Annotated in this window: 23 protein-coding genes; 8 read left to right on the top strand and 15 right to left on the bottom strand. The window is 67.9% G+C overall.

The genetic code is table 11. From position 1 onward, the window contains the following. Nucleotides 1–41: 41 nt before the first annotated feature. Both yaaA and ACFWVD_RS05825 read left to right on the top strand, forming a co-directional pair. A complete protein-coding gene (gene yaaA, locus ACFWVD_RS05830; protein WP_379240984.1) occupies nucleotides 42–788 on the top strand; it encodes a peroxide stress protein YaaA in 747 nt (248 codons plus the stop codon). A gap of 147 nt (nucleotides 789–935) precedes the next feature. Continuing rightward, on the top strand, nucleotides 936–1,772 hold the full coding sequence (locus ACFWVD_RS05825; RefSeq protein ID WP_379240790.1) for an SGNH/GDSL hydrolase family protein: 837 nt from the start codon (nucleotides 936–938) through the stop codon (nucleotides 1,770–1,772). A gap of 1 nt (nucleotide 1,773) precedes the next feature. Here ACFWVD_RS05825 and ACFWVD_RS05820 read toward each other — a convergent pair whose 3' ends face one another. The 5 genes from ACFWVD_RS05820 to ACFWVD_RS05800 form a co-directional block, all read right to left on the bottom strand. Next, on the bottom strand, nucleotides 1,774–2,166 hold the full coding sequence (locus ACFWVD_RS05820) for a VOC family protein (RefSeq protein WP_379240983.1): 393 nt from the start codon (nucleotides 2,164–2,166) through the stop codon (nucleotides 1,774–1,776). After that, entirely contained in the window at nucleotides 2,166–2,447 is a 282-nt protein-coding gene (locus ACFWVD_RS05815; protein WP_379240789.1) for an ArsR/SmtB family transcription factor, read from the bottom strand. Before ACFWVD_RS05815 ends, ACFWVD_RS05820 begins: the two co-directional genes overlap by 1 nt. A 154-nt stretch (nucleotides 2,448–2,601) precedes the next feature. After that, nucleotides 2,602–3,234 (bottom strand): metal-dependent phosphohydrolase, encoded by a 633-nt coding sequence (locus ACFWVD_RS05810; protein WP_379240788.1) that lies wholly within the window; start codon nucleotides 3,232–3,234, stop codon nucleotides 2,602–2,604. 114 nt (nucleotides 3,235–3,348) lie between these two features. After that, a complete protein-coding gene (locus ACFWVD_RS05805; RefSeq protein ID WP_379240787.1) occupies nucleotides 3,349–4,854 on the bottom strand; it encodes an APC family permease in 1,506 nt (501 codons plus the stop codon). Between the two features lie 150 nt (nucleotides 4,855–5,004). Beyond that, on the bottom strand, nucleotides 5,005–6,663 hold the full coding sequence (locus tag ACFWVD_RS05800; protein WP_379240786.1) for a PucR family transcriptional regulator: 1,659 nt from the start codon (nucleotides 6,661–6,663) through the stop codon (nucleotides 5,005–5,007). Between the two features lie 112 nt (nucleotides 6,664–6,775). On the opposite strand from ACFWVD_RS05800, the gene ACFWVD_RS05795 reads away from it, so the two are divergent. From ACFWVD_RS05795 to ACFWVD_RS05785, 3 genes are all read left to right on the top strand, one after another. Further along, nucleotides 6,776–8,266, top strand: a complete 1,491-nt coding sequence (locus ACFWVD_RS05795) for a CoA-acylating methylmalonate-semialdehyde dehydrogenase (protein WP_379240785.1) — start codon at nucleotides 6,776–6,778, stop codon at nucleotides 8,264–8,266. Nucleotides 8,267–8,281: 15 nt separating this feature from the next. After that, nucleotides 8,282–9,631: an aspartate aminotransferase family protein gene (locus ACFWVD_RS05790; protein ID WP_379240784.1), complete on the top strand. Its 1,350-nt coding sequence runs from the start codon at nucleotides 8,282–8,284 to the stop codon at nucleotides 9,629–9,631. A 113-nt stretch (nucleotides 9,632–9,744) separates the two neighbouring features. After that, on the top strand, nucleotides 9,745–11,232 hold the full coding sequence (locus tag ACFWVD_RS05785) for a gamma-aminobutyraldehyde dehydrogenase (protein WP_379240783.1): 1,488 nt from the start codon (nucleotides 9,745–9,747) through the stop codon (nucleotides 11,230–11,232). Between the two features lie 9 nt (nucleotides 11,233–11,241). Here the strand turns inward: ACFWVD_RS05785 and ACFWVD_RS05780 are convergent, their stop codons facing one another. Both ACFWVD_RS05780 and cobA read right to left on the bottom strand, forming a co-directional pair. Next, on the bottom strand, nucleotides 11,242–12,729 hold the full coding sequence (locus tag ACFWVD_RS05780; protein ID WP_379240782.1) for an MFS transporter: 1,488 nt from the start codon (nucleotides 12,727–12,729) through the stop codon (nucleotides 11,242–11,244). A 60-nt stretch (nucleotides 12,730–12,789) separates the two neighbouring features. Continuing rightward, nucleotides 12,790–14,046 carry a uroporphyrinogen-III C-methyltransferase gene (gene cobA, locus ACFWVD_RS05775; protein ID WP_379240781.1) on the bottom strand — a complete coding sequence of 419 codons (1,257 nt, stop codon included), beginning with the start codon at nucleotides 14,044–14,046 and terminating at the stop codon, nucleotides 12,790–12,792. 185 nt (nucleotides 14,047–14,231) lie between these two features. Here cobA and ACFWVD_RS05770 point away from each other — a divergent pair, with 185 nt between their 5' ends. Together ACFWVD_RS05770 and ACFWVD_RS05765 are read left to right on the top strand one after the other, a co-directional pair. Continuing rightward, on the top strand, nucleotides 14,232–15,347 hold the full coding sequence (locus ACFWVD_RS05770) for a phosphotransferase family protein (protein ID WP_379240780.1): 1,116 nt from the start codon (nucleotides 14,232–14,234) through the stop codon (nucleotides 15,345–15,347). Further along, nucleotides 15,338–16,453: a hypothetical protein gene (locus tag ACFWVD_RS05765; protein ID WP_379240779.1), complete on the top strand. Its 1,116-nt coding sequence runs from the start codon at nucleotides 15,338–15,340 to the stop codon at nucleotides 16,451–16,453. Before ACFWVD_RS05770 ends, ACFWVD_RS05765 begins: the two co-directional genes overlap by 10 nt. 443 nt (nucleotides 16,454–16,896) lie before the next feature. On the opposite strand, the gene ACFWVD_RS05760 is transcribed toward ACFWVD_RS05765, so the two are convergent. From ACFWVD_RS05760 to mqo, 7 genes are all read right to left on the bottom strand, one after another. Further along, a complete protein-coding gene (locus tag ACFWVD_RS05760; RefSeq protein ID WP_379240778.1) occupies nucleotides 16,897–17,268 on the bottom strand; it encodes a cobalamin biosynthesis protein in 372 nt (123 codons plus the stop codon). Continuing rightward, a complete protein-coding gene (locus tag ACFWVD_RS05755; protein WP_379240777.1) occupies nucleotides 17,268–18,704 on the bottom strand; it encodes a cobyrinate a,c-diamide synthase in 1,437 nt (478 codons plus the stop codon). Before ACFWVD_RS05755 ends, ACFWVD_RS05760 begins: the two co-directional genes overlap by 1 nt. Beyond that, nucleotides 18,692–18,850, bottom strand: coding sequence for a hypothetical protein (locus tag ACFWVD_RS05750; RefSeq protein ID WP_379240776.1), 159 nt, complete (start codon nucleotides 18,848–18,850; stop codon nucleotides 18,692–18,694). Before ACFWVD_RS05750 ends, ACFWVD_RS05755 begins: the two co-directional genes overlap by 13 nt. Before the next feature lie 8 nt (nucleotides 18,851–18,858). After that, complete coding sequence (gene cobO, locus ACFWVD_RS05745) at nucleotides 18,859–19,473, bottom strand: cob(I)yrinic acid a,c-diamide adenosyltransferase (protein ID WP_379240775.1); 615 nt, start codon at nucleotides 19,471–19,473, stop codon at nucleotides 18,859–18,861. A 477-nt stretch (nucleotides 19,474–19,950) separates the two neighbouring features. Continuing rightward, nucleotides 19,951–22,212: a VWA domain-containing protein gene (locus ACFWVD_RS05740; RefSeq protein WP_379240982.1), complete on the bottom strand. Its 2,262-nt coding sequence runs from the start codon at nucleotides 22,210–22,212 to the stop codon at nucleotides 19,951–19,953. A gap of 199 nt (nucleotides 22,213–22,411) precedes the next feature. Further along, on the bottom strand, nucleotides 22,412–22,852 hold the full coding sequence (locus tag ACFWVD_RS05735) for a GNAT family N-acetyltransferase (protein WP_379240774.1): 441 nt from the start codon (nucleotides 22,850–22,852) through the stop codon (nucleotides 22,412–22,414). Beyond that, nucleotides 22,849–24,372: a malate dehydrogenase (quinone) gene (gene mqo / locus ACFWVD_RS05730; RefSeq protein WP_379240773.1), complete on the bottom strand. Its 1,524-nt coding sequence runs from the start codon at nucleotides 24,370–24,372 to the stop codon at nucleotides 22,849–22,851. The genes ACFWVD_RS05735 and mqo overlap by 4 nt, the downstream gene beginning before the upstream one ends. 234 nt (nucleotides 24,373–24,606) lie before the next feature. Here mqo and ACFWVD_RS05725 point away from each other — a divergent pair, with 234 nt between their 5' ends. After that, entirely contained in the window at nucleotides 24,607–25,620 is a 1,014-nt protein-coding gene (locus ACFWVD_RS05725; RefSeq protein ID WP_379240772.1) for an alpha/beta hydrolase, read from the top strand. A gap of 81 nt (nucleotides 25,621–25,701) precedes the next feature. On the opposite strand, the gene ACFWVD_RS05720 is transcribed toward ACFWVD_RS05725, so the two are convergent. Further along, nucleotides 25,702–26,265 carry an alpha/beta hydrolase gene (locus tag ACFWVD_RS05720; protein ID WP_379240771.1) on the bottom strand — a complete coding sequence of 188 codons (564 nt, stop codon included), beginning with the start codon at nucleotides 26,263–26,265 and terminating at the stop codon, nucleotides 25,702–25,704. Nucleotides 26,266–26,447: the final 182 nt, after the last annotated feature.

The raw sequence follows: 26,447 nt of genomic DNA, 5'->3' as shown, positions 1-26,447 counted from the left end.
GGGCGAGATGGCGGTTCCGGCGACGATTACCGTTGACGATCGTGCTGGTGCTGCTGCCTCCCTCCGAAACCAAGTCCGACGGCGGATCGGGCGCGCCGTTGAACCTCGACGATCTCGCGATGCCGCAACTGTCCGCGGTCCGCGACAAGCTGCTCACCGAGGTCGTGCAACTGGCCGCCGACCCCGCCGTCTCGGCCGCCGTGCTGGGCCTGGGCAAAGGCGCCGACGCCGAGATCGCCCGCAACGCCGCCCTGCGCACCAGCGCCACCCGCCCCGCCCTGGAGCGCTACACCGGCGTCCTCTACGACGCACTGGACGCGAAATCGTTCACGAAGGTCCAACGCGCGAAGGCCTACGCGCGGCTGGGAATCGGCTCGGCGTTGTTCGGCGCCGTCCGCGCGTGCGACCCCATCCCCGCCTACCGACTCTCCGGCGGCACCAAACTCCCGGGGCTGCCGACACTGTCGGCCGTGTGGCGCGACGTGCTCCCCGACGCCCTCTACACCGAAGCCGCGGGCGAGCTGGTGATCGACCTGCGCTCGGGCACCTACCAGCAACTGGGTCGAGTCCCCGAAGCCATCACCGCCAACGTGCTCACCGAGCACCCCGACGGCTCCCGCACCGTGGTCAGCCACTTCAACAAACACCACAAGGGCCTGCTCGCCCGCGCCCTGGTCCTCACCCGCGCGGACCCGACCGACATCCGCGCGGTGGCGCGCGTGGCCACCAAAGCCGGTCTGCGCACCGAGATCGCGTCCCCGACCGAATTGCTCATCATCACTGAATAGCGGTGTCCGCGGTCGCCGAGAGTTGTTGTCCCGCACAAACCTGCGTGAGTTGCGCCCGCGCGCACCGCGCGGATGCGGCACAGTGATCGTCACCGCCGCGATGCGGACCACCGGTTCCGCCGCGAACCCCGATGATCAGGACCTCCGATGAACACCTGGCTGCGCGCGCTCGCGACGACCTGCCTGATCGCGGCAGTGGCGATCACCCCCGCCACCGTGCACGGCCAACCGACGCCCGGAGCTCGGTACGTGGCCCTCGGCGATTCCGGCGCGGCCACCACCGGCGCGGTCAACCTCGACCTCACCGCACCCCTGCGCTGCGTGCGCTCGACGACCAACGCACCCAAGTTGGTCGCGCAACGACTCGGGTTGTCGCTGGACGACCGGACCTGTAGCGCCGCGAAGATCGCCGACCTGTACAGCTCGCAGGGCGCGGGCGTAGCACCGCAGCTGGACGCGCTCGGGCCCGCCACCGAGATCGTCACCCTGCACATCGGTGCCAACGACGCCGACATGACCGAGTACATTCTCGGCCACTGTCACGTGGGTGGCTGCGCGGCCGAGGCAGATCCGCAGTGGGACAGCAAGATCGACGCGATCGCCCCCTCCTACGCCGCCGCTCTCGACGAGATCGCCCGCCGCGCACCGAAAGCCACCATTTTCGTCGACGGGTGGCCCACCTACCTCACCGACACCAGCTGCCCGGCGATGCTGGGCCTGCGGCCCGCCGACGCCGCCTACATCCAGTCCAAGTTCGAACGTCTCAACACCGTGGTCGCTCGCGAAGCCCGCGACCACGGCGCCGTCTACGTCGACACCGTCGCCGCGTCGAAGGAATTCGGGATGTGCGCCGACCCGTCGACCCGCTGGTTCGACCCCCTGGTGGCCGACCTGACCCTGCTCCCCTACCACCCGACACTCGCCGGCCAGCGCGGCGTCGCGGAGTTGATCGCCTCGGCGATCGAAGCCGAGCTCGGCCGCTGACCTACTCGGCGATCGGCGCCATCAGCTGGATGAGGTTGCCGCAGGTGTCGTCGAAGACCGCGGTGCTGACCGGGCCCATGACCACGGGCGGCTGGGTGAAGAACACGCCGCGGTCGACCAGGCGCGCGTATTCGGCGTCGAGGTCGTCGACGGTGAACACGATCACGGGGATGCCCTCGGTGCTCAGCGCCGTCTTGTAGGCCTTGGCCGCCGGGTGCTGGTCGGGCTCGAGCAGCAGCTGGATGCCGTCGACGTCGGCGGGTGAGACGAGGGTGAGCCAGTCGTATTCGCCGACGGGGACCTTGTCTTTGACCTGGAACCCGAGCACGTCGGTGTAGAAGGCCTCGGCTTTGGCCTGGTCGTCGACGAAAACGCTGGTCACTCCGATGCGGATCATGTGTCCTCCTTGGGGATGGGCCATCGCTGCGAAACCGCGTGCAGGGGCGTGAAATCGGCGTGATGGAACTTGTATCGACCTTGACGACGGGTATGCACGAGCCCGACCTCCTCGAGCACCCCCAGATGCTGGGTGATCGCCTGCCGCGACGAGCTGATGTCGTGTTTGCTCACCAGACGGGCGCACAATTCGAACAGGGTTTGCCCGTCGCGATCGGCGAGTTCGTCGAGGAGTGCGCGTCGTGTCGAATCCGCGAGTGCGGTGAAGATATCGGTCACGGGCGCTCCTGTTCGCTCCCCCGAACAATAGGCAAGCGCCGACTTGCCTGTCAAGCTTGTCGGACCGGCATAATCACGCACTCGGCCTCGTTCCGATCAGATATCCGACTCGAAGACGTCGAAGTGCGTGATTATGCCGGTGAGATCCAGGCCGTCAGCCGATTGCGGCGGTGAGCTCGGCGAGTTCCGCCGCGAGGTTGGCGCGGGCAACGGCCTCGTAGCGGTCGTGGGCGAGGTCGGTGCGGAACAGGCGGGGCTGGTCGGCCAGATTGCGCAACACCGAGGCGCGGCCGGCCCGGAACAGGTCGTCGGGCACGTGCGCGTATTCGGCGCGGATCGCGACGGTGTAGGCGGCGTACTCCTCGGGGCTTCCGCCGAGAACGACCAGGTCGGCGTCACAGAGCACGGCACCGTTCGCATCACCGGGCTGCGGCTTGTGCCCACGGGTCAGCACGACCAGCCGCACAACCTCGTCGACCAATTCCGGGGCGGCACCCAGTGATTCGAGCACATCGCGGCCCAGATCGGCGCTGCGCTCCTCGTTGTCGGCGCGCGCAACCGCGTAGATCGCGTCGTGGAAGAACGCCGCGTACCGCACCGCATCGATATCGTCTGCGGCCTCGGCCAATTCGTCGATCGCCGCGAGCATCACCGCCAGGTGAGTGGTCGTGTGATACCGCCGATGCGGTTCCTCATACCGCCCGATCACACCGGCACCGCTGCGCGCGGCATCGCCCCCGGCCAACGCGATCCACCGCTGCAACAGGTCCTCCGACAACGCGCTCATCCCCAAAGTTTCGTCCCCCACCCCCGACCCCACAACCCCCCTTTCCCAATGTCACTGCCGCACAGCTCGATACGACGAACGGAACCCGGAAGGATCTTCCGGGTTCCGTGTTCGTCAGCGTTCGTGCGACTCCTCGAGCACCGTGCGCCCCAACAACGAGTACCTCTCCGGCGCGCGCTGTTTCAGATACTGGGCGTAGGCGAACCCGGCGATCGCGATCACCGCCACGATCCACGGACTGGCCCACAGCACCAGCGAATCCGCTTCGGCACCGGCCGCGGTGTCCATATTGACCACCAGCAGCGCCACCACACCGAGCATCGCGATGCCGCCGATCAGCGGTGCGGTGAAGGTGCGCCACCAGTGCTTGCTCTCGGGATGGTGGGTGCGGAAGTAGGCCAGTACCGCGAACGAGCAGGTGGCCTGCACGACCAGGATCGCGGTGGTGCCCAGGATCGCGAGCAGCGTGTAGGTGCCCGTGTACGGGTCTTTGCCCGCGAGGCCGAAGGCCAGCAGCAGCGCGGCGGCGAACCCGGTCTGCACGAGCCCGGCGATGTGCGGGGAGCCGTGCCCGGGGTGGGTGCGGCCGATGGTGCGTTGCAATACGGGCAGCACGCCTTCGCGGCCGAGGGCGTAGAGGTAGCGGGCCGCGCAGTTGTGGAAGGCCATGCCGCAGGCCAGCGACCCGGTGACCATCAGCCACTGCATGGCCACGACCGCCCACTGCCCGACGTAGTGTTGCGTCGGGTTGAAGAACAGGTCAGCCGGGCTCGCGGAGGCGGCCAGCGCCTGCGAACCGTCCAGGCCGTTGCCCAGGATCGCCATCCACGACACGAACACGTAGAACACACCGACACCGAGCACGGCCAGCATCGTGGCCTTCGGGATGATCCGCTTGGGGTCGCGCGATTCCTCGCCGTACATGGCGGTGGATTCGAAACCGACCCACGACCAGAACGCGAAGAACAGGCCAAGGCCCGCCGAGACGCCGGTGAACGCGTTGATCGGATTCAGCGGTGCCAGCGAAAACCCGTCCGGCCCACCACCATTCACTGCCACGCCGATCCCCATCGCGGCAAGTACCGCCACTTCGGTGACCAGCAGCACGATCAGGATCTTCTCCGCGACCGCGACGCCGAACCAGGTGCCGATCGCGTTCATCGCCAGCATCGCGACGGCGAAGACCCACCACGGAATGTCCAGTCCCAGTTGGTCACTCACCGTATTGGTGGCGAAACTGGAGAAGATGCCGATCAGCGACGGCTCGAAGACCATGTAGGCGAAGGCGGCGAGCAGGCCGGCCGACAGCCCGACTCGTCGGCCGAGGCCGTAGGAGATGAACCCGTAGAACGCGCCGGTCGCGGTGATGTGCCGCGACATGGCGGTGAAGCCGACCGAGAAGATCGCCAGCACCACCATGGCGATGAGAAACGCTGCGGGCGTGCCGATTCCGCTGCCCGACGACACCATGAACGGCACATTGCCGGTCATCGCGGTGATCGGCGCGGCGGTGGCCACGGCCATGAAGACCACGCCGAGCAGGCCGATCGCGTTCGGTTTGAGCCGCGAAACCGCCTTCTCGGTGGGCTCGGTGGCGGTGGATGGCGATGTCGATTCCATCTGAAAACTCCCTCATCACTGGTCAATTGACCTGGTGAGGATTGTGGGTCCGGGAATATTGCGCGGATATGAAACGGGGTTACCGAGACGCACCAACAATATGATCCACATCACATTCTTGACGGACTGCGGGCCGAAAGCCCTTGCTACTTACAGTTTGTCGCCTGCGGTGAGCTCGCGGATCAGTAGGGCGGTGTGCAGCGAGGTGCGGGATTCACCGTCGTCGAGGTCCACTGCCAGGATCCGTTCGATGCGGGCGAGACGGTCGTAGAGGGTGGGGCGGCTGATGTTGAGGGTTTTGGCGAGTTCGGTTTTGTTGCCTGCCAGTTCGAGGAAGCGGCGCAGGGTGCCGGTGAGGTCGGCGGCGTGGCGGATGTCGTAGCGCAGCAGCGCGCTGAGTTCGGTTTCGGCGAAGCTCTGCACGCCGGGTTCGTCGCGGATCAGCGAGAGCAGGCCACGCAATCGGATGTCGGCGCTGCGATAGAACGGGCGGACCACCACCCCGCGCATCGACAGGGCGACGGCCGCGACCCCGGCCGCGTGCGCGAGCTGGTGCGCGGTGTCCAGCAGTGAATCCGAGTCGGCGCCGAGACCGACCACCGCCCGGCGCACGCCGTCCACGCGCAGGACCTCCGCCAGCACCGTGGCACAGACGGATCGCAGGTGCTCGTCGAGGTTCGCACCGCGCGCGACAGCGAGGATCACCGCGACCCGATCGCCGTCCGCGACGATCCTGCGGTTCGCCGGCCGCCCGACGGCAGGCGCGGGGCGCACGGCGGGCCGATGTTCCAGCGCACTGAGCGCCGACGCGTCCGCGAGCCCGAGCCCGTGCGTCACCGCTTCCACGATCGAGGCGCTGCGCCGTTGCGCCGACACCGGGTCGTCTTCGGCAGTGGTCTCGAGCTCGATCGACAGCGGAACGTAGCGGGCCCGACGCGCCAGTCCCAACGCGGCGGCGCGCGCCTGAGCGTCGTTCTCGTCGATCACGCGGCCGTCGACCAGGTCGTCGATGAGCCCGGTCTGGGCTTGGCGATGCAGTCCGAAGCGGTCCTTGTCGATCATCCGGTGCAGGGTCAGGGTCTGCGCGGCGCGTTCGAGCACCATGGTCGCGCGCGGTGTCTGGACTCGTTCCGAGCGCAGGATCAACCTGCCCCACCGTTGGGTGTGCGGGCCGACAGCGACGACTCCAGGCCCACCCGCGAGCATCCGCGAGAGGGACTCCCAATTATCCAGCAGCGCAGCCGAACTCGTGTGACGTGCGGTGGCGGCCAGCACCCGGTGCGCGAGATCCTCCAGCACCACCGAGGCATCTAGCATGCTCGCCGCGGTCTTCACGATCTCGGCCAACGCGGCCCGGCGCACGCTCAGCTCGGTGAAGGTCTCGTGCACGGTGCGCGCGAATTCGAGCTCGGCGTATTGATCGGCCACGATCGCACGGTGCACGGCTTCGGTGATCTCCACGAAACGGGTCACCCGATGCAGCGCGATCACCGGCATCCCGAGTTCGGCGGCCGTGGCGGCCACGACCGGACCGAGCTCGCTCACATAGCTGCCGAGTTCGACGACCAGTCCCGACACTCCCGCTGCCGCCAACGATCGCAGGTAGGTGATCCGCGCCTGTTCCGGTGCGGCCAGCGCCTGCCCGGTGGTCAGGATCAGCTCGGCACCGACCAGCACATCGGCGACCGCGGCCTGGTCGCTGACGTGCACCCAGCGCACCGCCCGTCCGAGGTTCGCGGCACAGATGACCTCGGGTTGTCCGGCTTGCACCACCGGCATCGCGAGTACATCGGCCACAGTCAACAACACCCGACGAATCGTAATATGGAACTCGGAATTATGTACAGATCGTCCGACACTGTGCGCCCTCCGATAGTCCATGGTGGAAGCACCACATCACCCGGAGCGAAACGAGGCACTCATGCAGTCCATCGGCCACTGGATCGACGGCAAGTCGGTCAACGGCACCAGTGAGTCCACCGCGCCGGTGACGAACCCGGCCACCGGCGTCGTCACCGGCGAGCTGGCCCTGGCGAACGTGGCCGACACCCGCGCCGCCATCGACGCCGCGACGATGGCGTTCGCGTCCTGGCGTGACACCTCGCTCACCCGCCGCACGCAGGTGCTGTTCCGCTTCCGCGAGCTGCTGGCCGAGCGCAAGGCCGCGCTGGCCGCGATCATCACCGCCGAGCACGGCAAGGTCGCCTCCGACGCGCTGGGTGAGGTGACCCGCGGTCTCGAGGTGGTCGAATTCGCCTGTGGGATCCCGCATCTGCTCAAGGGCGGGTTCACCGAGAACGCCTCGACCGACGTCGACATCTACTCGATCCACCAGCCGCTGGGCCCGGTCGCGATCATCGCACCGTTCAACTTCCCGGCGATGGTGCCGATGTGGTTCTTCCCGCTGGCCATCGGCGCGGGCAACACGGTGGTGCTCAAGCCGAGCGAGAAGGATCCGTCGGCGGCGCTGTGGTTGGCTCGGCTGTGGCAGGAGGCAGGCCTGCCCGACGGTGTGTTCAATGTGGTGCAGGGTGACAAGGTCGCCGTCGACGAACTCCTGGACAACCCGGGGATCAAGGCGATCTCGTTCGTGGGCTCGACCCCGATCGCCAAGTACGTCTACCAGCGCGGCACCGCGGCGGGTAAGCGCGTGCAGGCGCTGGGCGGGGCTAAGAACCACATGGTGGTGCTGCCCGACGCCGATCTGGATCTGGCCGCCGATGCCGCCGTGAACGCCGGTTTCGGGTCGGCGGGCGAGCGGTGCATGGCGATCAGTGTGGTCGTCGCCGTGGGCGGGGTGGCCGACGAGCTCGTAGCCAAGATCAGCGAGCGGGCGTCGAGCATTGTCACCGGTGACGGCACCAGCGGCGCCGAGATGGGCCCGCTGATCACCCTCGCCCACCGTGATCGCGTGGCGGAATACATCGACGCGGGCGAAACCGCCGGTGCGAGTGTGGTTCTCGACGGCCGCGGTCTGACCGTGGAAGGTGCGCCGGACGGATTCTGGCTCGGCCCAACGATTCTCGACAATGTCACCCCCACGATGAGCGTGTACACCGACGAAATCTTCGGCCCCGTGCTGTCGGTCGTGCGCGTGGACACCTACGAGGAGGCCGTGGCGCTGATCAACGCGAACCGTTACGGCAACGGCACCGCCATCTTCACCAACGACGGCGGCGCGGGACGTAGATTCCAGCACGAGGTCGAGGTCGGCATGGTCGGCATCAACGTGCCGATCCCAGTTCCCATGGCCTACTTCAGTTTCGGTGGTTGGAAGAACTCGCTGTTCGGCGACTCGCACGCGCACGGCACCGACGGCGTGCACTTCTTCACCCGCACCAAGGCCGTCACCACGCGCTGGCTCGACCCCAGCCACGGCGGCCTGGAACTCGGCTTCCCGCAGAACAAGTGACTCGAGGAGACATCAATGCTTTCTGAAGAAGCCGCTCGGGCTTACGAGCTCGACCGCCGCCATGTCTTCCATTCCTGGTCCGCGCAAGCGGCTTTGACGCCGACAGTGCTCACCGCGGCTGAGGGTTGCTACGTGTGGGACGGCGAGGGCAACCGCCTGCTCGACTTCTCGTCGATGATGGTGAACACCAATATCGGCCATCAGCATCCGAAGGTCGTGGCCGCGATCCAGGAGCAGGCGGCCAAACTGTGTACGGTCGCACCGCAATTCGTCAATGACGCCCGTTCGGAAGCGGCTCGCCTGATCAGCGAACGCACCCCCGGCGACCTGGACACCATCTTCTTCACCAATGGTGGCGCCGACGCGATCGAGCACGCCGTGCGCATGGCGCGCCTGCACACCGGCCGCTACAAGGTGCTGTCGCGCTACCGCTCGTACCATGGCGGCACCGAGACCGCGGTGAACGTCACCGGCGACCCGCGTCGCTGGCCCAACGACCGCGGCAACACCGGGACCGTGCACTTCTTCGGCCCGTTCCTGTATCGCTCGGAATTCCACGCCACCGACGAGGCCCAGGAAACCGAACGGGCGTTGGCCCACCTGCAGCGCACCATCGAAATGGAGGGTCCGGCCACCATCGCCGCGATCGTCCTGGAATCCGTGCCTGGCACCGCCGGCATCATGGTGCCGACCCCGGGGTACATGCGCGGGGTGCGCGAACTGTGCGACAAGCACGGCATCGTGTTCATCGCCGACGAGGTGATGTCGGGCTTCGGCCGGACCGGAAAGTGGTTCGCCATCGAGCATTTCGATGTCGTCCCCGATCTGATCACCTTCGCCAAGGGCGTGAACTCGGGCTATGTCCCGCTCGGCGGTGTGGCCATCAGTGCGGCGATCGCGGCCACCTTCGCCGACCGCCCCTACCCCGGCGGGCTCACCTATTCGGGCCATCCGCTCGCCACCGCCGCGGCCGTCGCGACGATCAACGCGATGACCGAAGAAGGCATCGTCGACAACGCCGCGGACATCGGCGCGAACGTCATCGGCCCCGGCCTGCGCGAACTGGCCCAACGCCATCCCAGCATCGGCGAAGTCCGCGGTCTCGGCGTGTTCTGGGCCCTGGAGCTGGTCCGCGACCGCACCACCCGCGAACCCCTGGCGCCCTACGGCGGCACCAGCCCCGCGATGAACGAACTGATCGGCGCCTGCCGCGCCGGCGGGATGCTGCCGTTCGTGAACTTCAACCGCCTGCACGTGGTCCCGCCCTGCGTGATCACCGAGGCCGAGGCCAAGGAAGGACTGGCCATTCTCGATCAGGCGCTGACGGTGGCCGACGCGCACACCGTCGAGGGGGCGTCGAGCTGATCCGCGTGCCCCGGCACTGCCGGGCTCGGTGACAGTCGCCGAGCCCGGCTTCGCGCATCCAACTTCGTTGTCGCCGAGCAGGTTCGGCGGCCTTCTCAGTGGAGTCCCGATTCATGAACGACGTGATGTTGCAGTACATCGGCGGCGAACGACGCCCCGGACGCGGCGAACAGTTGACGATCACCGAGCCTGCCACCGGTGACCTGATCGCGACCGGTGCGGCCGCGTCCACCGCCGATGTCGACGATGCCGTGGCTGCGGCACGAGCGGCATTTCCTGCCTGGTCAGGTTCGACGCCTGCCGAACGGTCGGCCGCCCTGTACCGCTGGGCAGATGTATTGTCCTCGCGCGCAGACGAACTGGCCGCTATGGAGAGTCGTGGCGGTGGCAAGCCGATCTCCTTGGCGAAGGGTTTCGACCTGCCCGGCGTCATCGACAACATCGCCTTCTTCGCCGGTGCGGCCCGCAACCTGGAAGGCCGTGCGGCAGCGGAGTATTCGGGTGAACACACCTCATCGGTGCGGCGCGAGCCGATCGGTGTGGTCGGTTCGATCGCCCCGTGGAACTACCCCTTACAGATGGCCGCGTGGAAAGTCCTGCCCGCGGTCACGGCGGGAAACACCGTGGTGCTCAAGCCTTCCGAGCTGACACCGTTGACCTCGCTCGTTTTCGCGGAAACCGCTGTCGAGGCAGGGATTCCGGCGGGCGTGATCAATGTGGTGACCGGCACGGGCGGCGAGGCGGGCGCCGCATTGGTCGCGCACCCGGACGTCGCGATGGTGTCGTTCACCGGGTCGACCGCCGTCGGCAAGCAGGTCGCGGCCACCGCGGCGGGCGCGGTCAAACGGGTACACCTCGAGTTGGGCGGCAAGGCACCGTTCGTGGTGTTCGACGATGCCGACCTCGAGGCCGCCGCCCGAGGCGCGGTCGCGGGCGCGCTGATCAACGCCGGACAGGACTGCACCGCGGCCACCCGCGCCTACATTCAACGGCCTCGCTTCGACGAATTCGTTTCTCGCGTAGCCGATCTCATGGACGGCGTGCGGATCGGCCCGGTCCACGATCCCGACACCGACCTCGGTTCACTCATCTCACCCGCCCACCGTGACCGAGTCGCCGCCATGGTCGACCGCGCGCGCACCGCAGGCGCGAAAGTTGTTCGGGGCGGCCGCATTCCGCACCACATGCCGACTGCGGGCGCCTACTACGAGCCGACCCTGATCACCGGCGCGACCCAGGATTCGGAGATCGTCCAGCACGAGGTTTTCGGCCCGGTGCTGGTGTGTCTGCCGTTCGACACCGACGACGAAGCCATCGCCCTGGCCAACGACACCCCCTACGGCCTTGCCGCGTCCGCCTGGTCGCGCGATGTCTTTCGCACCCAGCGCGCCGCCCGCGAAATCCGCGCGGGGTGCGTGTGGCTCAACGACCACATCCCGATCGTGAGCGAAATGCCGCACGGCGGCTTCGGCGCCTCCGGTTTCGGCAAGGACATGTCGGCCTACTCGTTCGAGGAGTACACCAACGTCAAGCACGTGATGGCCGAACTCACCGGTGTCGCCGACAAGTCCTGGCACCAGCTGATCTTCCGCAGCCGCTGACGGCCGCCCTCAGACGTTCTGGGCTTCCTCCTGGACATGCTGGGCCTGCGCCAGCTGTCCGGGAGTGAAGCGCAGCGTCAACGCCACCACCCCGGTGAGCACCGCCATGCCGAAGCACACCAGCAGCACGGTGGTGTACCCGCTGGTGAGGGCGTCCAGTTGCGAGCCGTTCATCATCGAGACCTTGATGTCGGTGTCTCCGCCCAGCGACAGCGTGCGCGAGGCCGCCACGGGGGTGAGCAGGCCGATGGCGATCGGGGTGGCCAGGTTCATGAACATCTGGCCGACCGCGGCCAGCGGGCCGATATCCGACGGCGGCACGTCCACGAGCACGCACAGTGGTGCCAGGACCATCGCCATGCCGACGCCGAAGCCGATCACGATCAGCAGCGGCAGCAGGGTGGTGAAGTAGCCGATGTGCCGGTCCAGGGTGGAGCCGAACAGCAGCCCGGCGGCCAGGACCACCGAGGCACCGGTGAGCAGCCAGCGCGGCGAGACCAGCAGCGCCGCCTTCGACGCCAGTGCGCCGCCCACGCCGATGCCGATGGTGAACGGGATGCAGGCGATACCGGCTTGCAGCGGGCTGTAGCCGATCGAGTTCTGCAGCATCTGCGCGACGAAGAACGTCATCGAACCCAGGATGGCGCCGGCCAGGAAGATCAGCAGGAAGGTCGCGTTGCGGTCGCGGCTGTTGAACAGCGACCACGGCAGCAGCGGGTCGGCCTCGTTGCGTTCGACGAACACGAACACGATCAGCAGCACCACACCGGCGATCAGCGACGCCACGATGACCGGGCTGCCCCAGCCCCACGACGGCCCCTCGGTCGCACCGAAAACCACCAGCGCACAGGCCAGGGTTCCCAGGATCGCGCCCTTGATGTCCAGCGGCGCCCGGTGGTGGGCGGTGTCGGACAGGGTGTAGATCGCGCCGACCACGATGAGCGCGCCGATCGGCACATTGATCAGGAAGATCAACCGCCACGACAGTTCGGTGAGCAGACCACCGATCACCAGGCCGCTGACCGAGCCGATGCCTGCCATCGACCCCACCACGGCGATCGCCTGGTTGCGTGCCTTGCCCGGGGCGAAAGTGGTGGCCACCAGCGCGAAGGCTGTCGGTGCCGCGATCGCCGCACCGGCGCCTTGGAAGGCTCGAGCGATCAGCAGGGTCAACTCGCCCTGGGCCAGACCGCACGCCAGCGAGGCCACCGTGAACAGTCCGACGCCCGCGATCAGGGTGCGTTTGCGTCCGAAGACGTCACCCAGTCGCCCGCCCAGCAGCATCAATCCCGCGAACGTGAGGCCGTAGGCGGTCACGGTCCAGGCGCCGCCGGACGTGGACAGCCCCAATTCCTCCTGCAACCGGGGCAACGCGAAGATCACCACCGTGCCGTCGAGTACGACCATGAACTGCAAACCGCTGAGCACGATGATGGCTAGCCCGAAGGCCGACTGCTTCACGGGGGACTGCGGCGAGGCAGCGGGGTTTTCGAGCACAGTCGAACACTGTAAACGACGCCGATAAGGGCGCAGGTCCAGATCGTGCGGCCGACGATCTCAGGGCTGGGGGTCGAACGCGGCTCCGAAGCCCGCGGTGGGGCCGATGACGATGATCGCGGGCGGGCGGATGCCCTCTTCCTTGACCCGTGCGGCCACGGTGGCCAGGTCCGCGCGCACCACGCGCTGGGTGCGCAGCGTGCCCTCCTGGATGACCGTGGCGGGGGTGTCGGCCGGGCGGCCGCCTTCCAGTAGGGCGGTGGCGAACTTGTCGATGCGTTCGACCGCCATCATCAGCACGATGGTGCCGCGCAGCTTGGCCAGCGCCGACCAGTCGACCAGCGAATCGGGATGGTCGGGGGCGACGTGGCCGCTGACCACGACGAATTCGTGGGTGACGCCGCGATGGGTCACCGGGATGCCCGCCGCGCCGGGCACCGAGATCGGGCTGGTGATGCCGGGCACGACCGTGACGGGGATGCCCGCTTCGGTGCACGCCTCGAGTTCCTCGTAGCCGCGCCCGAACACATACGGGTCGCCGCCTTTGAGCCGGACCACGAACTTGCCCGCCTTGTACCCCTCGATGAGCGCGAGGTTGATCGCTTCCTGCGCCATCGACCGGCCGTACGGGATCTTCGCGGCGTCGATGACCTCCACGTGCGGGCCGAGTTCGGCGAGCAGTTCCGGCGGTGCGAGGCGGTCGGCGACAACCAGATCGGCGCGCGCCAGCAGCCTGCGACCGCGCACGGTGATCAGGTCGGGGTCACCGGGGCCACCGCCGACGAGGGCGACGCCGGGGGGCACCGGTTCCGAATCATCGGTCACCACACCGGATTGCAGTGCTTCCAGCAGTCCGTTGCGTACGGCTGCCGAGCGACGATGCGCGCCGCCCGCGAGCACGCCGAGGGACAATCCGTCGTAGCGGGCGGTCGCGGGGGTGACCGCGGTGCCGTCGCGCGCGATGTCGGCGCGCACGCAGAAGATGCGCTTGGCGGTCGCCTCGGCCACCACGGCGGCGTTGGTCTCGGGCTCGTCGGTGCAAGCCATCGCGTACCAGGCGTCGTCGAGATCGCCGTCGGCGTAGGCACGCAATTCGACACTGATCTGCCCCGCGGTCGCCATCCCTTCCACGGCCGGCGTGACCACCCGACTCACCACGTGCACATCCGCACCGGCGGCCACGAGCAGCCCGAGCCTGCGCTGCGCGACGGTCCCACCGCCGACCACAACCACTCTGCGTCCTCGCAGATCGAGCCCGACCAGGTAGTTCGGGTCGCCTACGGGCGGGGTCGATGCGGTGTCAGAGGTGTTCGGCACAGTGTCCGAGCCTAGTTCGTGCGTCCACGCGGCCCGAACGCGCCTGCCGCCTGACGCTCGCGCTCTACGATCTGCGTCCTGTCAACCCGCAATCCCACTCACCGACGCCGGACTTACATTCCGAGCGGTCTTCCGGTACCCAGTAGTGACACACGTTACAGTTTGCTGACAGGGGTACCCCGCAGATGTCCGAAGATCTGGATCCGGCCGTTCAGATGGCGCTCACGGTCAATGAGCGCGATCTGGACGAGCTGGCGGGGAAGTTGGCGCGGTGGCTGTCGGACAAGGTCGGTGCCGATGCCACGGTCAGCAATCTGAGCAAACCATCCAGTGGCGGAATGTCCAGCACCACAATCCTTTTCGACGCTTTTTGGTCGGACGCCGAGCAGGGGTCTTTCGTCATTCGAATGGCGCCGGAGGACAGTTCGTTTCCGGTGTTCGAGTCCTATGACCTGGCGATGCAGTATCAGGTGATGGCGGGGGTCGGTGCGGCGTCGGCGGTCGCGGTGCCGCCGGTGCGGTGGCTCGAACTCGACGAGTCGGTGTTCGGTTCACCGTTTCTGGTGATGGAACAGGTGCGGGGCCGCGCGCCCACGGACAACCCGCCGTACGTGTTCTTCGGCTGGCTGTTCGATGCCACCGCTTCCGAGCGTGCGCTGATCGCCGACGCGACTGTCGAGGTGATCGCCGCGGTGCACGCGATCGACGATGTGGCCCACCGTTTTCCGCTGCTCGACGGTCCGGATACCGCGCTGCGCAGGCACTTTCAGGCGCAGCGCGACTGGTACAAGTGGGCGCTGCTGGACCACGACGTCGAAGTACCGCTGATCGAGCGGGCCTTCGACTGGCTCGAGGCCCACTGGCCCGCCGATCCGGGCCCCGAGGTGCTGAACTGGGGCGACGCGCGTCCCGGCAACATCCTGTTCGACGGGTTCGTCCCGACAGCGGTGTTGGACTGGGAGATGGCGACGTTCGCGCCGCGCGAACTGGATCTGGGTTGGACCATCTTCATCCACCGGTTCTTCCAGGATCTGGCCACCCGCTTCGACCAGCCCGGCCTGCCGGACTTCATGCGCCGCGACGCGGTAGTGGCGAAATACGAAGAGCTGACCGGACATTCGGTCCGCGACCTGGACTTCTACATCGTCTACGCGGCGCTGCGGCACGCGATCGTGATGGCGCGGATCAAATGCCGGATGATCCACTTCGGCGAAGACACCGTGCCCGACGACCTCGACGACTACGTGATGCACCGCCTCAGCCTCGAAGCGCTGCTGCACGGCACCTACGAATGGGACTGACCATGCCCGCGATCATGCCCGTCCCCCTTGACGAATACCCGGTCCACCAGACGCCGCTGTCGCTGGCCCGCGTGGCCACCAGCGACCGAAACTTCTACGACCGCTACTACTTCAACGCCTTCGATCCCTCCGGCGACACCATGCTGATCACCGGCTTCGGCGTCTACCCGAACCTCGGCGTGGTCGACGCGTTCGCGACGGTGCGGCACGGCCGGACCCAGCGCAGCGTCCGGTTCTCCGACGCGCTGACCTCCCGCGACCTGAACACCGCCGTGGGCGGCTATCGGATCGAAGTGCTCGAGCCGCTGCGAAAACTGCGGGTGGTGTGCGAGCACGACGACCTCGGTTTCGACCTCACCTGGACCGGTGCGCAACCGGCCGTGCAGGAGCAGCCGCACCTGATCCTGTCCGGCACCCGGCCGATCATCGAGGCCTCCCGTTTCGCCCAATTGGGTTCGTGGGAAGGCACTCTCGCCATCGACGGCATCGACTTCACGGTCGACCCGACGGCATGGACCGGCAGTCGCGACCGCTCGTGGGGCATCCGACCCTCCGGCGAGCCCGAACCGGCCGGTCGCCCCACCGGCATGGACGGTTTCTGGTGGCTGTACGCACCGCTGCGGTTCGCCGACTTCTCGATCATCGTGATCGTGCAGGAAGAACCCGACGGCACCCGCACGCTCAACAACGCGGTCCGGATCTGGAACGACGGCCGCAAAGAACAACTGGGCTGGCCGCGCATGCAGTGGACCTACGAACCCGGCACCCGACACCCGCAGTCGGTGCGCCTTGACATGACCACCCCCGACGGCAAACCCCTCGAGGTCGAGATCGAATCGCGCCCCGGCATCGCCCTGCACGTGGGCTGCGGGTACGGAGCCGACCCCGACTGGACTCACGGTCGCTGGATGGGCGAGAACTGGTCGCTGTCAACAACGTACGATCTCACCGACCCGTCGATCATCGCCCGCACCCCCTATGGCGTGATCGACCACATCGGCCACGCCCGCTGCGGCGACGCCGAAGGCTGGGGCCTGTTCGAACACGCCTCCATGGGCCGCCACGACCCCACAGGTTTCGCCGATTGGTCCTCCGTCGCCCCTTGACGGAACTCTCGCGCGAGAGGAAAGGCGCCGCCGCGACAACGAGGTCGCGGCGGCTCCGATTTCTTGGTTTTCGGTGAAACCTATTGCTGCCAAGGATGCTCGGGGACGCCAGGCGCCAGGCCGAGGCAGATACCGGGGCCGAGGTGGGGCCGTCGCCGACGCTCGGGCCGTCTCCGACGCTCGGGCCGTCTCCGACGCTCGGGCCGTCTCCGACGCTCGGGCCGTCTCCGACGCTCGGGCCGTCTCCGACGCTCGGGCCGTATCCGACGCTCGGGCCGTATCCGACGCTCGGGCCGTCTCCGACGCTCGGGCCGTCTCCGACGCTCGGGCCGTATCCGACGCTCGGGCCGTATCCGACGCTGGGGCCGAATCCGAGGCTCAGGCTGGGCTGGACCATAAGCCGAGGCAGGCGCCGGGGCCGGGGCTGAGGCATTAGCCGAGGCTCAGGCTGGGGCTGAGGCCGAGGCGACGACGATGCCCTCGACAATGGTTCTGCCGCAGACGATTTCACCGCCACCGGCGAGCAGAGCTGCGGCCTCCGCGACACTGGGGGTGCCCACGGCCGCCGACACCCGATCCGAAGTGTGCCGCACGTCCACCGCTGCCAATTGCTCGGCGGTGAATGCCACCACGGGCACGCCGAGGGTTCGCGCGGCGGCACGGATGCCGGGTTCGTCGGCGCGACGATCCAGCGTTGCCAGGCAAGCGATTCCGGCCGTGCCAGCCACCGCGCTGACGGCACGAATGATCCGCTCCGCATCGGCGCCAGGCCGAACACCGACTCCGACCGCCACCGCCGGGTGCTGGTCTCCCATCAAGCGTCGAATCTGCTTGCCGCCGTGACGAATCGGGCGATCGCGTCGGGATTCCCAGCAGGGTGGGTATGCAGGTAGGAGGCGTGCACCTGACGAACCACAGCACCCTCGGTCATGGAACCCGTTGCCCGCCAACCCCATGCAGCAGTCTCGGCACCCGCGCGAACCAATCGCGTGCGATGGAACTCGTGGCCGCGCACCCGCGCCCCAGCCCGCCACAGCACGGAATCATGCAACGCCACGGCATCCCGATAACCCAGCGTCAGACGAGGACCGAACTCCGCATCGGCATCGATCACACCCGACATCTGGTGACCGTCCAACGAACGAGTGAGATAGAGCAAACCCGCGCACTCGGCATGAATCGGCAACCCATTCGCCGCACCAGCGGCCACCGCGACGCGCAACCGCTCATTGGCCGATAGCTGCCCGGCGTGCTCCTCAGGAAAACCACCCGGAAGCACCAATCCCGCTGTGCCGTCCGGCAGTTCATCGGACAGCGGATCGAACACCACCACCTGCGCACCGGCCGCGATCAGCAGTTCCCGATGCTCGGCATACCCGAAGGTAAAGGCAGGCCCACCCGCCATCGCGATCAACGGCCCCTGTCCCGAGGTACCGCCTTCGAACTCGACTGGTGTGCGCACCGATTCTGTTCCACTCGCACGGTGTTCAGCGGCTGCGGCCAACTCCGCCACCGGATCCCACGCGGCACCCTGCACCGAACCACCCGCGAGATCGACGATCGCGCGCAGATCCACATGTGCCGCAACGAGTTCCGTCATCGCGTCGACCGCAGCCGTGGCAGCGGCTCCGTGTTCGACGGCGGGGATGAGGCCGAGATGCCGTGAGGGAACTTCCAATTCGGCCATGCGTGGCAGCGCGCCGAGAACCGGAAGACCCACCCGGTCGCACGCCGCGCGCAAAACCTGTTCGTGGCGTTCGCTACCCACGCGGTTGAGAATCACGCCGCCGAGGCGAACCGAGGAGTCGTAGGTGGCGAAACCGTGCAGCAGGGCGGCCAGGCTCTGGGAATGTCCGCGAGCGTCGACCACCAGCACCACCGGCGCACCGAGCAGCCCCGCCACTTGCGCGGTGGAACCCTCGGCGATCGCGTCGGTGCGGTTCTCGTCGATGCGCCCGTCGAACAGGCCCATCACGCCCTCTACGATCGCGATATCGCACCCCTGCGCGCCGTGCCGATACAGCGGCACCACCCGATCCTCGCCCACCAGAACAGGATCCAGATTTCGCCCCGGCCGCCCGGCGGCGAGCCCGTGATAGCCGGGGTCGATGTAGTCCGGCCCCACCTTGAACGGCGCCACCTGATGGCCCGCGCGCCGCAGCGCACCGATCAACCCGGTGGCAAGGGTGGTCTTCCCACTGCCCGACGCAGGAGCGGCGATCACCACCGCGGGCGCGCTCACCACTGACATCCGTCCTCGACCCCACGCCGACGCCGATCTCCCGGCGCGTTCTGCCCGGCGGCGATCGGCGCAGCGACCGCGGCACCGCAGCCCGCTGCGCGCCGCAGCGCGGCACCGTTGGCCATGGCGAGCCCGGCCGGCCGGTCACCGGTCACGAAGGACATCACCATTCGATGCCGCGCTGGCCCTTGCGACCCGCGTCCATGGGGTGCTTGACCTTGGTCATCTCGGTGACCAGATCGGCAGCCTCGATCAGCGCGGGCGGTGCGTCGCGGCCGGTAATGACCACGTGCTGGTTGCCGGGGCGGTTGGTGAGGGTTTCCACAACCTCGTCGATGTCGACCCAACCCCACTTCAGCGGGTAGGTGAACTCGTCGAGAACGTAGAACCGGTGCTGTTCGGCGGCCAGGCGGCGGGAGATCTCCTGCCAGCCCGACAGCGCGGCGGCCGCGTGGTCTTCCTCGGTGCCGTGCTTGCGAGTCCAGGACCAGCCTTCGCCCATCTTGTGCCATTCGACCGAGCCGCCCACCCCGGTCTCGTCATGCAGGGTGCCCAGCGTGCGGAACGCGGCTTCCTCGCCGACCTTCCACTTGGCACTTTTCACGAACTGGAAAACCGCCACGTCGAAGCCCTGATTCCAGGCCCGCAACGCCATTCCGAACGCCGCGGTGGACTTCCCCTTGCCCGGCCCGGTGTGCACGGCCAGCACCGGCAGATTACGCCGCTGCCGAGTGGTCAGACCGTCCTCGGGGACGCTGTCCGGAACACCTTTGGGCACAGAAACTCCTCTTCTCGACGCACGCGCTGTGCGCATTCCTCGCAACCTCGCCGGTCGATCTCCGGCCGCCGATCCACCATTTCTATCAGGGCGCACCCGGCGACCTCGACGCCGTGAGCAGGTAGGAACCTACGCCGGGCCCCGAGTGCGCGCTGCACCGGCGTAATCGACCATTTCGATGCCCCGAAGCCCCGAAAACCGACTCCGAGCGCACCGATTGGTCGATTACGCCGGTCCATGCCGCGCGGGCGGCGGGGCCGGTGGCGAGGACCGCGCCGACGACCGTGTCGGCGGCCTACGCGGCGCGAGCGGGCGGCCCGGTGGCGCGGACTACGTCAACGACCGTGTCACCGGTCAACGCCGCACGGGCTGGCAGCCCGGTGGCACCGGACCACGCCGACGACCGTGTCACCGGTCAACGCCGCGCGAGCGGGCAGCCCGGTCGCACCGGACCACGCCGACGACCGTCTCGGCGGCCTACGCGGCGCGAGCGGGCAGCCCGGTGGCGCGGACTACGTCGGCGACCGTGTCGCCGGTGAGTTCGTTCAAGCGCAGGTAGCGGGCGTGCAGGTCGCGGGCCAGTTCGCCGGCCAGGCCGAGGCGGATCATGCCGCGTTCGCAGTCGATGACCATCGCCGTGTGGCCTTCGGCAGCCAGCAGCCGGGCGGCGGTGCGGGCGCGTGGGAGGGGGTCGGTGCCTCCGGTGGCTCGGCCGTCGGTGAGCAGCACGAGCATGGGGCGGCGGCGCGGGTCGCGGACGTGTTCGCGGGCGATCACTTCGCGGGCCTTCAGCAAACCCGCGGCCAGGGGGGTCTTGCCGCCGGTGCGCATTCCCGCCAAACGTCGGACGGCGATGTCGACCGAGGATGTCGGCGGCAGGACCAGTTCGGCAACGCTACCGCGGACGCTGATCACGGCTACCTTGTCGCGGCGCTGGTAGGCGTCGCGCAGCAGGGTGACGATGGCGCCGGTCACCGCGGTGAGACGATCACGCGCGGCCATCGAGCCCGACGCGTCGACCACGAACACGACCAGATTGCCTTCTCGCCCTTCGCGATACGCGCCGCGCAGGTCTTCGGCGGCCAGTGCGAGGGGGCCACTGAGTCGGCCACGCTCGAATTGTTTTGGCGCAGCGGCGAAGACGGTGCCGAGTAGGTGCAGGCCGGTGGTGGGGTCGGCGTCGGGGCGCACGGTGCGGCCGGTTCTGGTGCGGGCGCGTGAACGTCGGCCGGGTGCGCCTTCGCCGATGCCGGGGACTTCCCAGCGCGGGATCGCTTTTCCGGTCGAAGTCGGTGTGCCCGTCAGCCTTTTGGGCCCCGGCCGCGAACCGTCGCGGTCAGAACCATCCGAGCGGTCGCCGCCGGAACCACCGCTGTTCGGCCCACCGCCATTCGATCCACCACCACCCGGTCCTCCACCGTCAGGGCCTCCACCGTCAGGACCACCGTCGTCAGGTCCACTGCCGTCTGGACCACCGCGATCGGAACCACCGGCCGGACCACCATCCGGGCCTCCGTCATCCGGACCGTCGCCCTCGGGACCACCACCATCCGGGCCATCACCGTCGGGCCCATCCTCAGGCCCCCGGCCATCCGGCCCACCATCGAACCGGCGATCCCGCCCCCCGTCGAGACCCCGATCATCCGACTCGCGACCATCGCCCCCAGTGCGCCCAGTGCGCCCACGAGAATCACCACCCGCCCCATCATCACCGAGTGCGGACTCGTCCTCAGCCCGATGACGCCCGTTTCCCCCCGGCCCATCGAATTCCTCATCCCCCGAAGCCTTTTCGACCTCAGCAGCAGCAGACTCCATCGCCTCGTCGAGCTGCTGCTCACTGATCCCCGGCTCGTCGAACGGATCCCGCCGCCGCCGATGCGGCAACGCCAACTCCGCCGCGATCCGCACATCATCCTCGGTAACCCGATCCCGCCCACGCCACGCCGCGTGCGCGGTAGCGGTCCGCGCGACAACGAGATCCGCCCGCATCCCGTCCACATCGAAGGACGCGCACAGCGCCGCGATCCGCCGCAACTCCGCATTGTCCAGCGCCACTTCGGGCAGCCGATCCCGTGCGGTCAGAATCCGTTCCGCCACAACCTGATCCGCGTCCACATACCGTGCGGCGAACGCGTCGGGGTCGGCCTCGTAGTCGAGCCGCCGCCGCACCACCGCCATCCGCACATTCACCTCACGCGAGGCAGCCACATCGACAGTGAGCCCGAACCGGTCCAACAGCTGCGGCCGCAACTCCCCCTCTTCGGGATTCATCGTCCCGACCAGCACGAACCGCGCCGGATGCGAATGCGACACCCCATCCCGCTCGACATGCACCCGCCCCATGGCAGCCGCGTCGAGCAGCACATCGACCAGGTGATCGTGCAGCAAGTTCACTTCGTCGACGTACAACACCCCATGGTGAGCCGCAGCCAACAACCCAGGCCGAAACGCCTGCTCCCCATCCCGCAACACCCGCTCGAGATCCAGCGACCCGACCACCCGATCCTCGGTCGCCCCCACCGGCAACTCCACCAGCTTCGCGGGCCGCGCCCCCGTCTCGTCCACCACCGGCGGCAGCAACTGCGCCAACGCCCGCACCACAGTCGACTTCGCGGTCCCCTTCTCCCCGCGCACCAACACCCCACCGATCCCCGGATGCACAGCGGACAAGATCAACGCCAACTGCAACCGCTCCTGCCCCACCACAGCCGAGAACGGAAACCCCGCCTCACCCCCCACACGCGCGGGAATGTGCGGACCAGCGGCAACATCAGCAAAACCAGGCACGCCTCAACTCTATGCGTGCTGCGATCGCCGCCAACCCTCGGGCATCAGCGGCGCGGACCGGCGTAAACGCACAAACGGTGCCCGCAGAATCAGAATTCTGACTGAAACGAGGCGAAGTGCGTGATTACGCCGGTCCTTCGCACAAACCGGACTACCCGCGCCGCATCGGCGTATGCATGATCCCGTCGTCATCGAATTCCGCCCCGTCGACAACGAACCCGAACTTCGCGTACATCCCCACCAAATGCGACTGCGCATCCAATCGCACAGTGGCAGAACCGGTTTCAGCCAAAGCGGCCTGCATCAACCGCGTGGTGTACCCATGCTTGCGAGCGTCCGACGCCACACAAACCCGACCGATGCGGAAACTCGACACACCGTCGACAACCTCTTCGAGCAGCCGCAAAGTGCCCAGCACCGACCCGTCATCGAGCCAGAAATGCCGCGTCGAAGGCAGCAGGTCACGCCCATCCAATTCCGGATAGGCGCATTCCTGCTCCACGACGAACACATCCACCCGCAACCGCAGCAGCCGGTAGAGGGTGGCGGCATCCAGATCCGCCGCCCACGACCGCCTCAGCGAGACATTCACACCTGCGCGAAGCTCGGAGCAGCCGCGGGCGCGTGGTTGCGGTCCAGCTTCAACGTGGAGTTGGTCCAGTCCCACACTTCCTGGAACAGCGCCTGGTTCTCCGACAGCTTCTGCCCCAGCGACGGGATCATCGTCTGCAGCTGCGGCTCCCAGCCCGCGTACTGCTGCGGGAAGCAACGCTGCATCACATCCAGCATCGCGGTCACACAGGTCGACGCGCCCGGCGACGCACCCAGCAGACCCGCGATCGAACCGTCTTCGGCGGAGATGACCGCGGTGCCGAACTCGAGCACCCCACCGGCACCCTTACGACGAATCACCTGCACACGCTGACCAGCGGTGATCAGCTCCCAGTCGCGACCCTGCGCACGCGGCAGGAACTCCTCGAGCACGCCGACCTTGCCGTTCTGCGACTTGAGCAGTTCCTCGACCAGGTACTTGGTCAGGCCCATCTCGGTGAGGCCGACGCCGACCAGCGAGGCGATGTTGTTGGGCTTGATCGACTTGAACAGGTCGGCGTTGGAGCCGTCCTTGAGGAACTTGGGCGTCCAGCCGGCGTACGGGCCGAACAGCAGGCCCTTGCGGCCGTTGATGACGCGGGTGTCCAGGTGCGGCACCGACATGGGCGGCGCGCCGACGGCGGCCTTGCCGTAGACCTTGGCCTCGTGCGCGGCGATCAGGTCGGGGTTGGTGCAGCGCAGGAACTGGCCGCTGATCGGGAAGCCACCGAAGCCCTTGGCCTCGGCGATGCCGGCCTTCTGCAGCAGCGGCAGCGCGCCACCACCGGCACCGACGAACACGAACTTCGCGTTGATCGTGCGCGACTGGTAGGTGCGCAGGTTGCGCACGGTGACGTTCCAGGAACCGTCGGCCTGCTTGTCCAGGTTGCGGACCTCGGTGCCGAAGGCGATCTCGCCGCCGGAGTAGCCGATGTAGGCCAGCAGCTGCTTGGTCAGCGCGCCGAAGTCGATGTCGGTGCCGCCGTCGGTCCAGTTCAGCGCGATCGGGTCGCTGAAGTCGCGGCCCTTGGCCATCAGCGGCAGGCGCGCGGCGAACTCGTCGGGGGTGTCGATGTACTCCATGCCGCGGAACAGCGGGTGCGGGGCCAGGGCCTCGTAGCGCTTGCGCAGGTAGTCGACGTTGTCGGCACCGTGCACGAAGCTGACGTGCGGGATGGGGTTGATGAAGCCGCTGGGGTCGTCCAGCACACCGGTGTCGACCGCGGACGCCCAGAACTGGCGCGAGACCTGGAAGCGCTCGTTGATGTCGACGGCCTTGCTCACGTCGACCGAACCGTCCGGGTTCTGCGGGCTGTAGTTGAGCTCGCACAGCGCCGAGTGGCCGGTGCCCGCGTTGTTCCACGGGTCACTGCTCTCCGCGGCGGCGGCGTCGAGGCGCTCGAACACCGAGATCGTCCAGTCGGGCTGCAGCTGCCGCAGCAGCGCGCCCAGCGTGGCACTCATGATGCCTGCGCCGATGAGAACTACATCGGTCTTTTCCATCTTCGCAGCGTTCGACACGGGTAGATCGACTTCCTTGTCCTTCTCAGCTACTCACCGGCGGGTGAGTTCGCTTGGCGCGGGCGCTTTGGCGGTGTTGCGGCGACTCGCGGTGAATCGCCGGGAGGTAGGTTACCCGTCGTTCACCTGACGCCAATTGTGCACCTGCGTGCGGCGGACTTCTGCAACGGAGGTCACTTATGTGACGCAAACCAACCCTGCGCGTGCCCGCGACCGCGCGTTAGATTGAGCGGTGTGACGAACGAAACCCTCGCCGGGCAGCAGTGGCAGCCCGATGTCCTCGGTACCGCCTATCAGCAGCGGACCCTGCCGCTGGGTGTGGACCCCGACGGTGAGGGCGACGTGGTGGCCACGCTGGTGCGCTACCTGCCCGACGCCGCGGCCCCCGCGGTCGAGCCGACCGTGCTGTACGTGCACGGGTTCACCGACTACTTCTTCCAGGAGCACCTGGCCGAGCACTTCGCTTCTCGTGGGCACCGATTTTATGCCCTCGACCTGCGCAAATGCGGGCGCTCGCGACGCGAAGGACAGAGCGCGCACTACGTCAGCGACCTCGCGCTGTACGACGCGGAACTCAACGAAGCGCTGCGGATCGCCCGCGAGGAAACCGGCAACGATGTGCTGATCCTCGCGCATTCGACCGGCGGTCTGATCGTGCCGCTGTGGCTGGATCGGCTCGAATCCGCGGGCGGCAGCGCGGCGGCCGGGGTGGCCGGTGTCGTGCTCAACAGCCCCTGGTTCGACCTGCAGGGTCCGTCGTTCTACCGCACCATCGGCACGCCGGTGATCAACGCGGTCGGCCGATTCCGCGCGTTCGCCCAACTGCCCGGCGGGGTCAGTACCGCGTACGGCGACAGCCTGCACAACACCCGTTCGGGTGAGTGGGATTACAACCTGGATTGGAAGCCGCTCAACGGCGAACCCGTGCGTCTGGGCTGGCTGCGCGCGATCCGCCACGGCCAGGCCCGCCTGCACCAGGGCCTGACCATCGGCGTGCCCGCGCTGATCCTGCGCTCCCGGATCACCAAGTTCGCCCGCGCACACTCCCCCGCCGTCGACGTGGCCGACGCCGTACTCGATGTCAAACAGATCCAACGCTGGGCAGGCTGCCTGGGCGAACGCACCTCGATCGTCCCCATCGACGGCGCCCGCCACGACGTCTTCCTGTCCTCGGAGTCCGTACGCGCCAACGCCTTCCAAGAAACCGACAACTGGCTCGACTGGCTAGCGGCCTTCCGCAAGTCCTAGTCCTGGACCGTTGATCACCACGCTGTGGTGGCGGCATCGCCCGAGAGGCCTGCGCCACCACAGCGTGGTGATCTTGGTCGGCTACCAGAGGCTGGTGCGCAGCACGATCTCGGTGGCGAGTTCGTGGCCTGCTTCGGTGGCGATGTTGTCGACTTCGAGTGGGACTACGCGGAATTCGCCGTAGACGTAGCGGCCCGACGCGTCGGCGGTGGCGCGCGGGACGCTCTTGGTGACCAGCATGGTGACCGGGAGCTCCAGGGGCGGGCAGGTCGCGTCGGGGATGGTGCCGTCGGCGCCGGGGACGGCCGGGTGGCCGTGGTCCGCCACGACCAGGCTCATGAACCGGCCGAATCGTCCCGCGCATACCCTCCAAGCCAACTCCGCGCCCGTGCCGCGTCCGGCGACGTTCACATAGGGCATCTCGAGCTCGTCGAGAATCGCCAGCACACCCTGGGGATCCAGGCCGCCCGCGGACTCCACGACCACGGTCTGCAACTCGGATTCGTGCAGCCGCGCGCACACCTTGTCGAACACGTCGGCAGGGTCGTCCGCATCGGGAAGCAGCAGCACATTGTGCCGCGAAGTTGGGCCGTCGACCCGCACTGTCCAGGCCTGGTCACCGACCGTGATCTGCCGAGATTTCATGCCGGGTTACGGTACACGGCCCCGCTGAACCGCACAGGTTGTTCCGCTGCGACCGGCCAGCCCCGACACCCCCGTGTACTGGCCTTTCACCGCCCCGGACACAAGAATTGACAGACCTGTCACAACCCGCCGCTGCACACGGTGAGGCGAGACGGCCCGCACACCACACGCTGGTAGCGACG

Source organism: Nocardia sp. NPDC058666, from assembly GCF_042714895.1.
GTDB lineage: Bacteria > Actinomycetota > Actinomycetes > Mycobacteriales > Mycobacteriaceae > Nocardia.
Note: the sequence above shows the minus strand (reverse complement) of the source record. Positions and strands in the feature narration are given on the sequence as shown.

What these genes read in the sequence shown, in the direction of transcription:
- ACFWVD_RS05810 (WP_379240788.1), bottom strand. Translation starts at nt 3,234, where the DNA reads ATGAGCGCGTTGTCGGAGGACCTGTTGCAGCGGTGGATCGCGTTGGCC.
- ACFWVD_RS05755 (WP_379240777.1), bottom strand. Translation starts at nt 18,704, where the DNA reads ATGTCAGTGGTGAGCGCGCCCGCGGTGGTGATCGCCGCTCCTGCGTCG.
- ACFWVD_RS05785 (WP_379240783.1), top strand. Translation starts at nt 9,745, where the DNA reads ATGAACGACGTGATGTTGCAGTACATCGGCGGCGAACGACGCCCCGGA.
- ACFWVD_RS05720 (WP_379240771.1), bottom strand. Translation starts at nt 26,265, where the DNA reads ATGAAATCTCGGCAGATCACGGTCGGTGACCAGGCCTGGACAGTGCGG.
- ACFWVD_RS05790 (WP_379240784.1), top strand. Translation starts at nt 8,282, where the DNA reads ATGCTTTCTGAAGAAGCCGCTCGGGCTTACGAGCTCGACCGCCGCCAT.
- ACFWVD_RS05805 (WP_379240787.1), bottom strand. Translation starts at nt 4,854, where the DNA reads ATGGAATCGACATCGCCATCCACCGCCACCGAGCCCACCGAGAAGGCG.
- ACFWVD_RS05765 (WP_379240779.1), top strand. Translation starts at nt 15,338, where the DNA reads ATGGGACTGACCATGCCCGCGATCATGCCCGTCCCCCTTGACGAATAC.
- ACFWVD_RS05760 (WP_379240778.1), bottom strand. Translation starts at nt 17,268, where the DNA reads ATGGGAGACCAGCACCCGGCGGTGGCGGTCGGAGTCGGTGTTCGGCCT.
- ACFWVD_RS05795 (WP_379240785.1), top strand. Translation starts at nt 6,776, where the DNA reads ATGCAGTCCATCGGCCACTGGATCGACGGCAAGTCGGTCAACGGCACC.
- ACFWVD_RS05770 (WP_379240780.1), top strand. Translation starts at nt 14,232, where the DNA reads ATGTCCGAAGATCTGGATCCGGCCGTTCAGATGGCGCTCACGGTCAAT.
- ACFWVD_RS05825 (WP_379240790.1), top strand. Translation starts at nt 936, where the DNA reads ATGAACACCTGGCTGCGCGCGCTCGCGACGACCTGCCTGATCGCGGCA.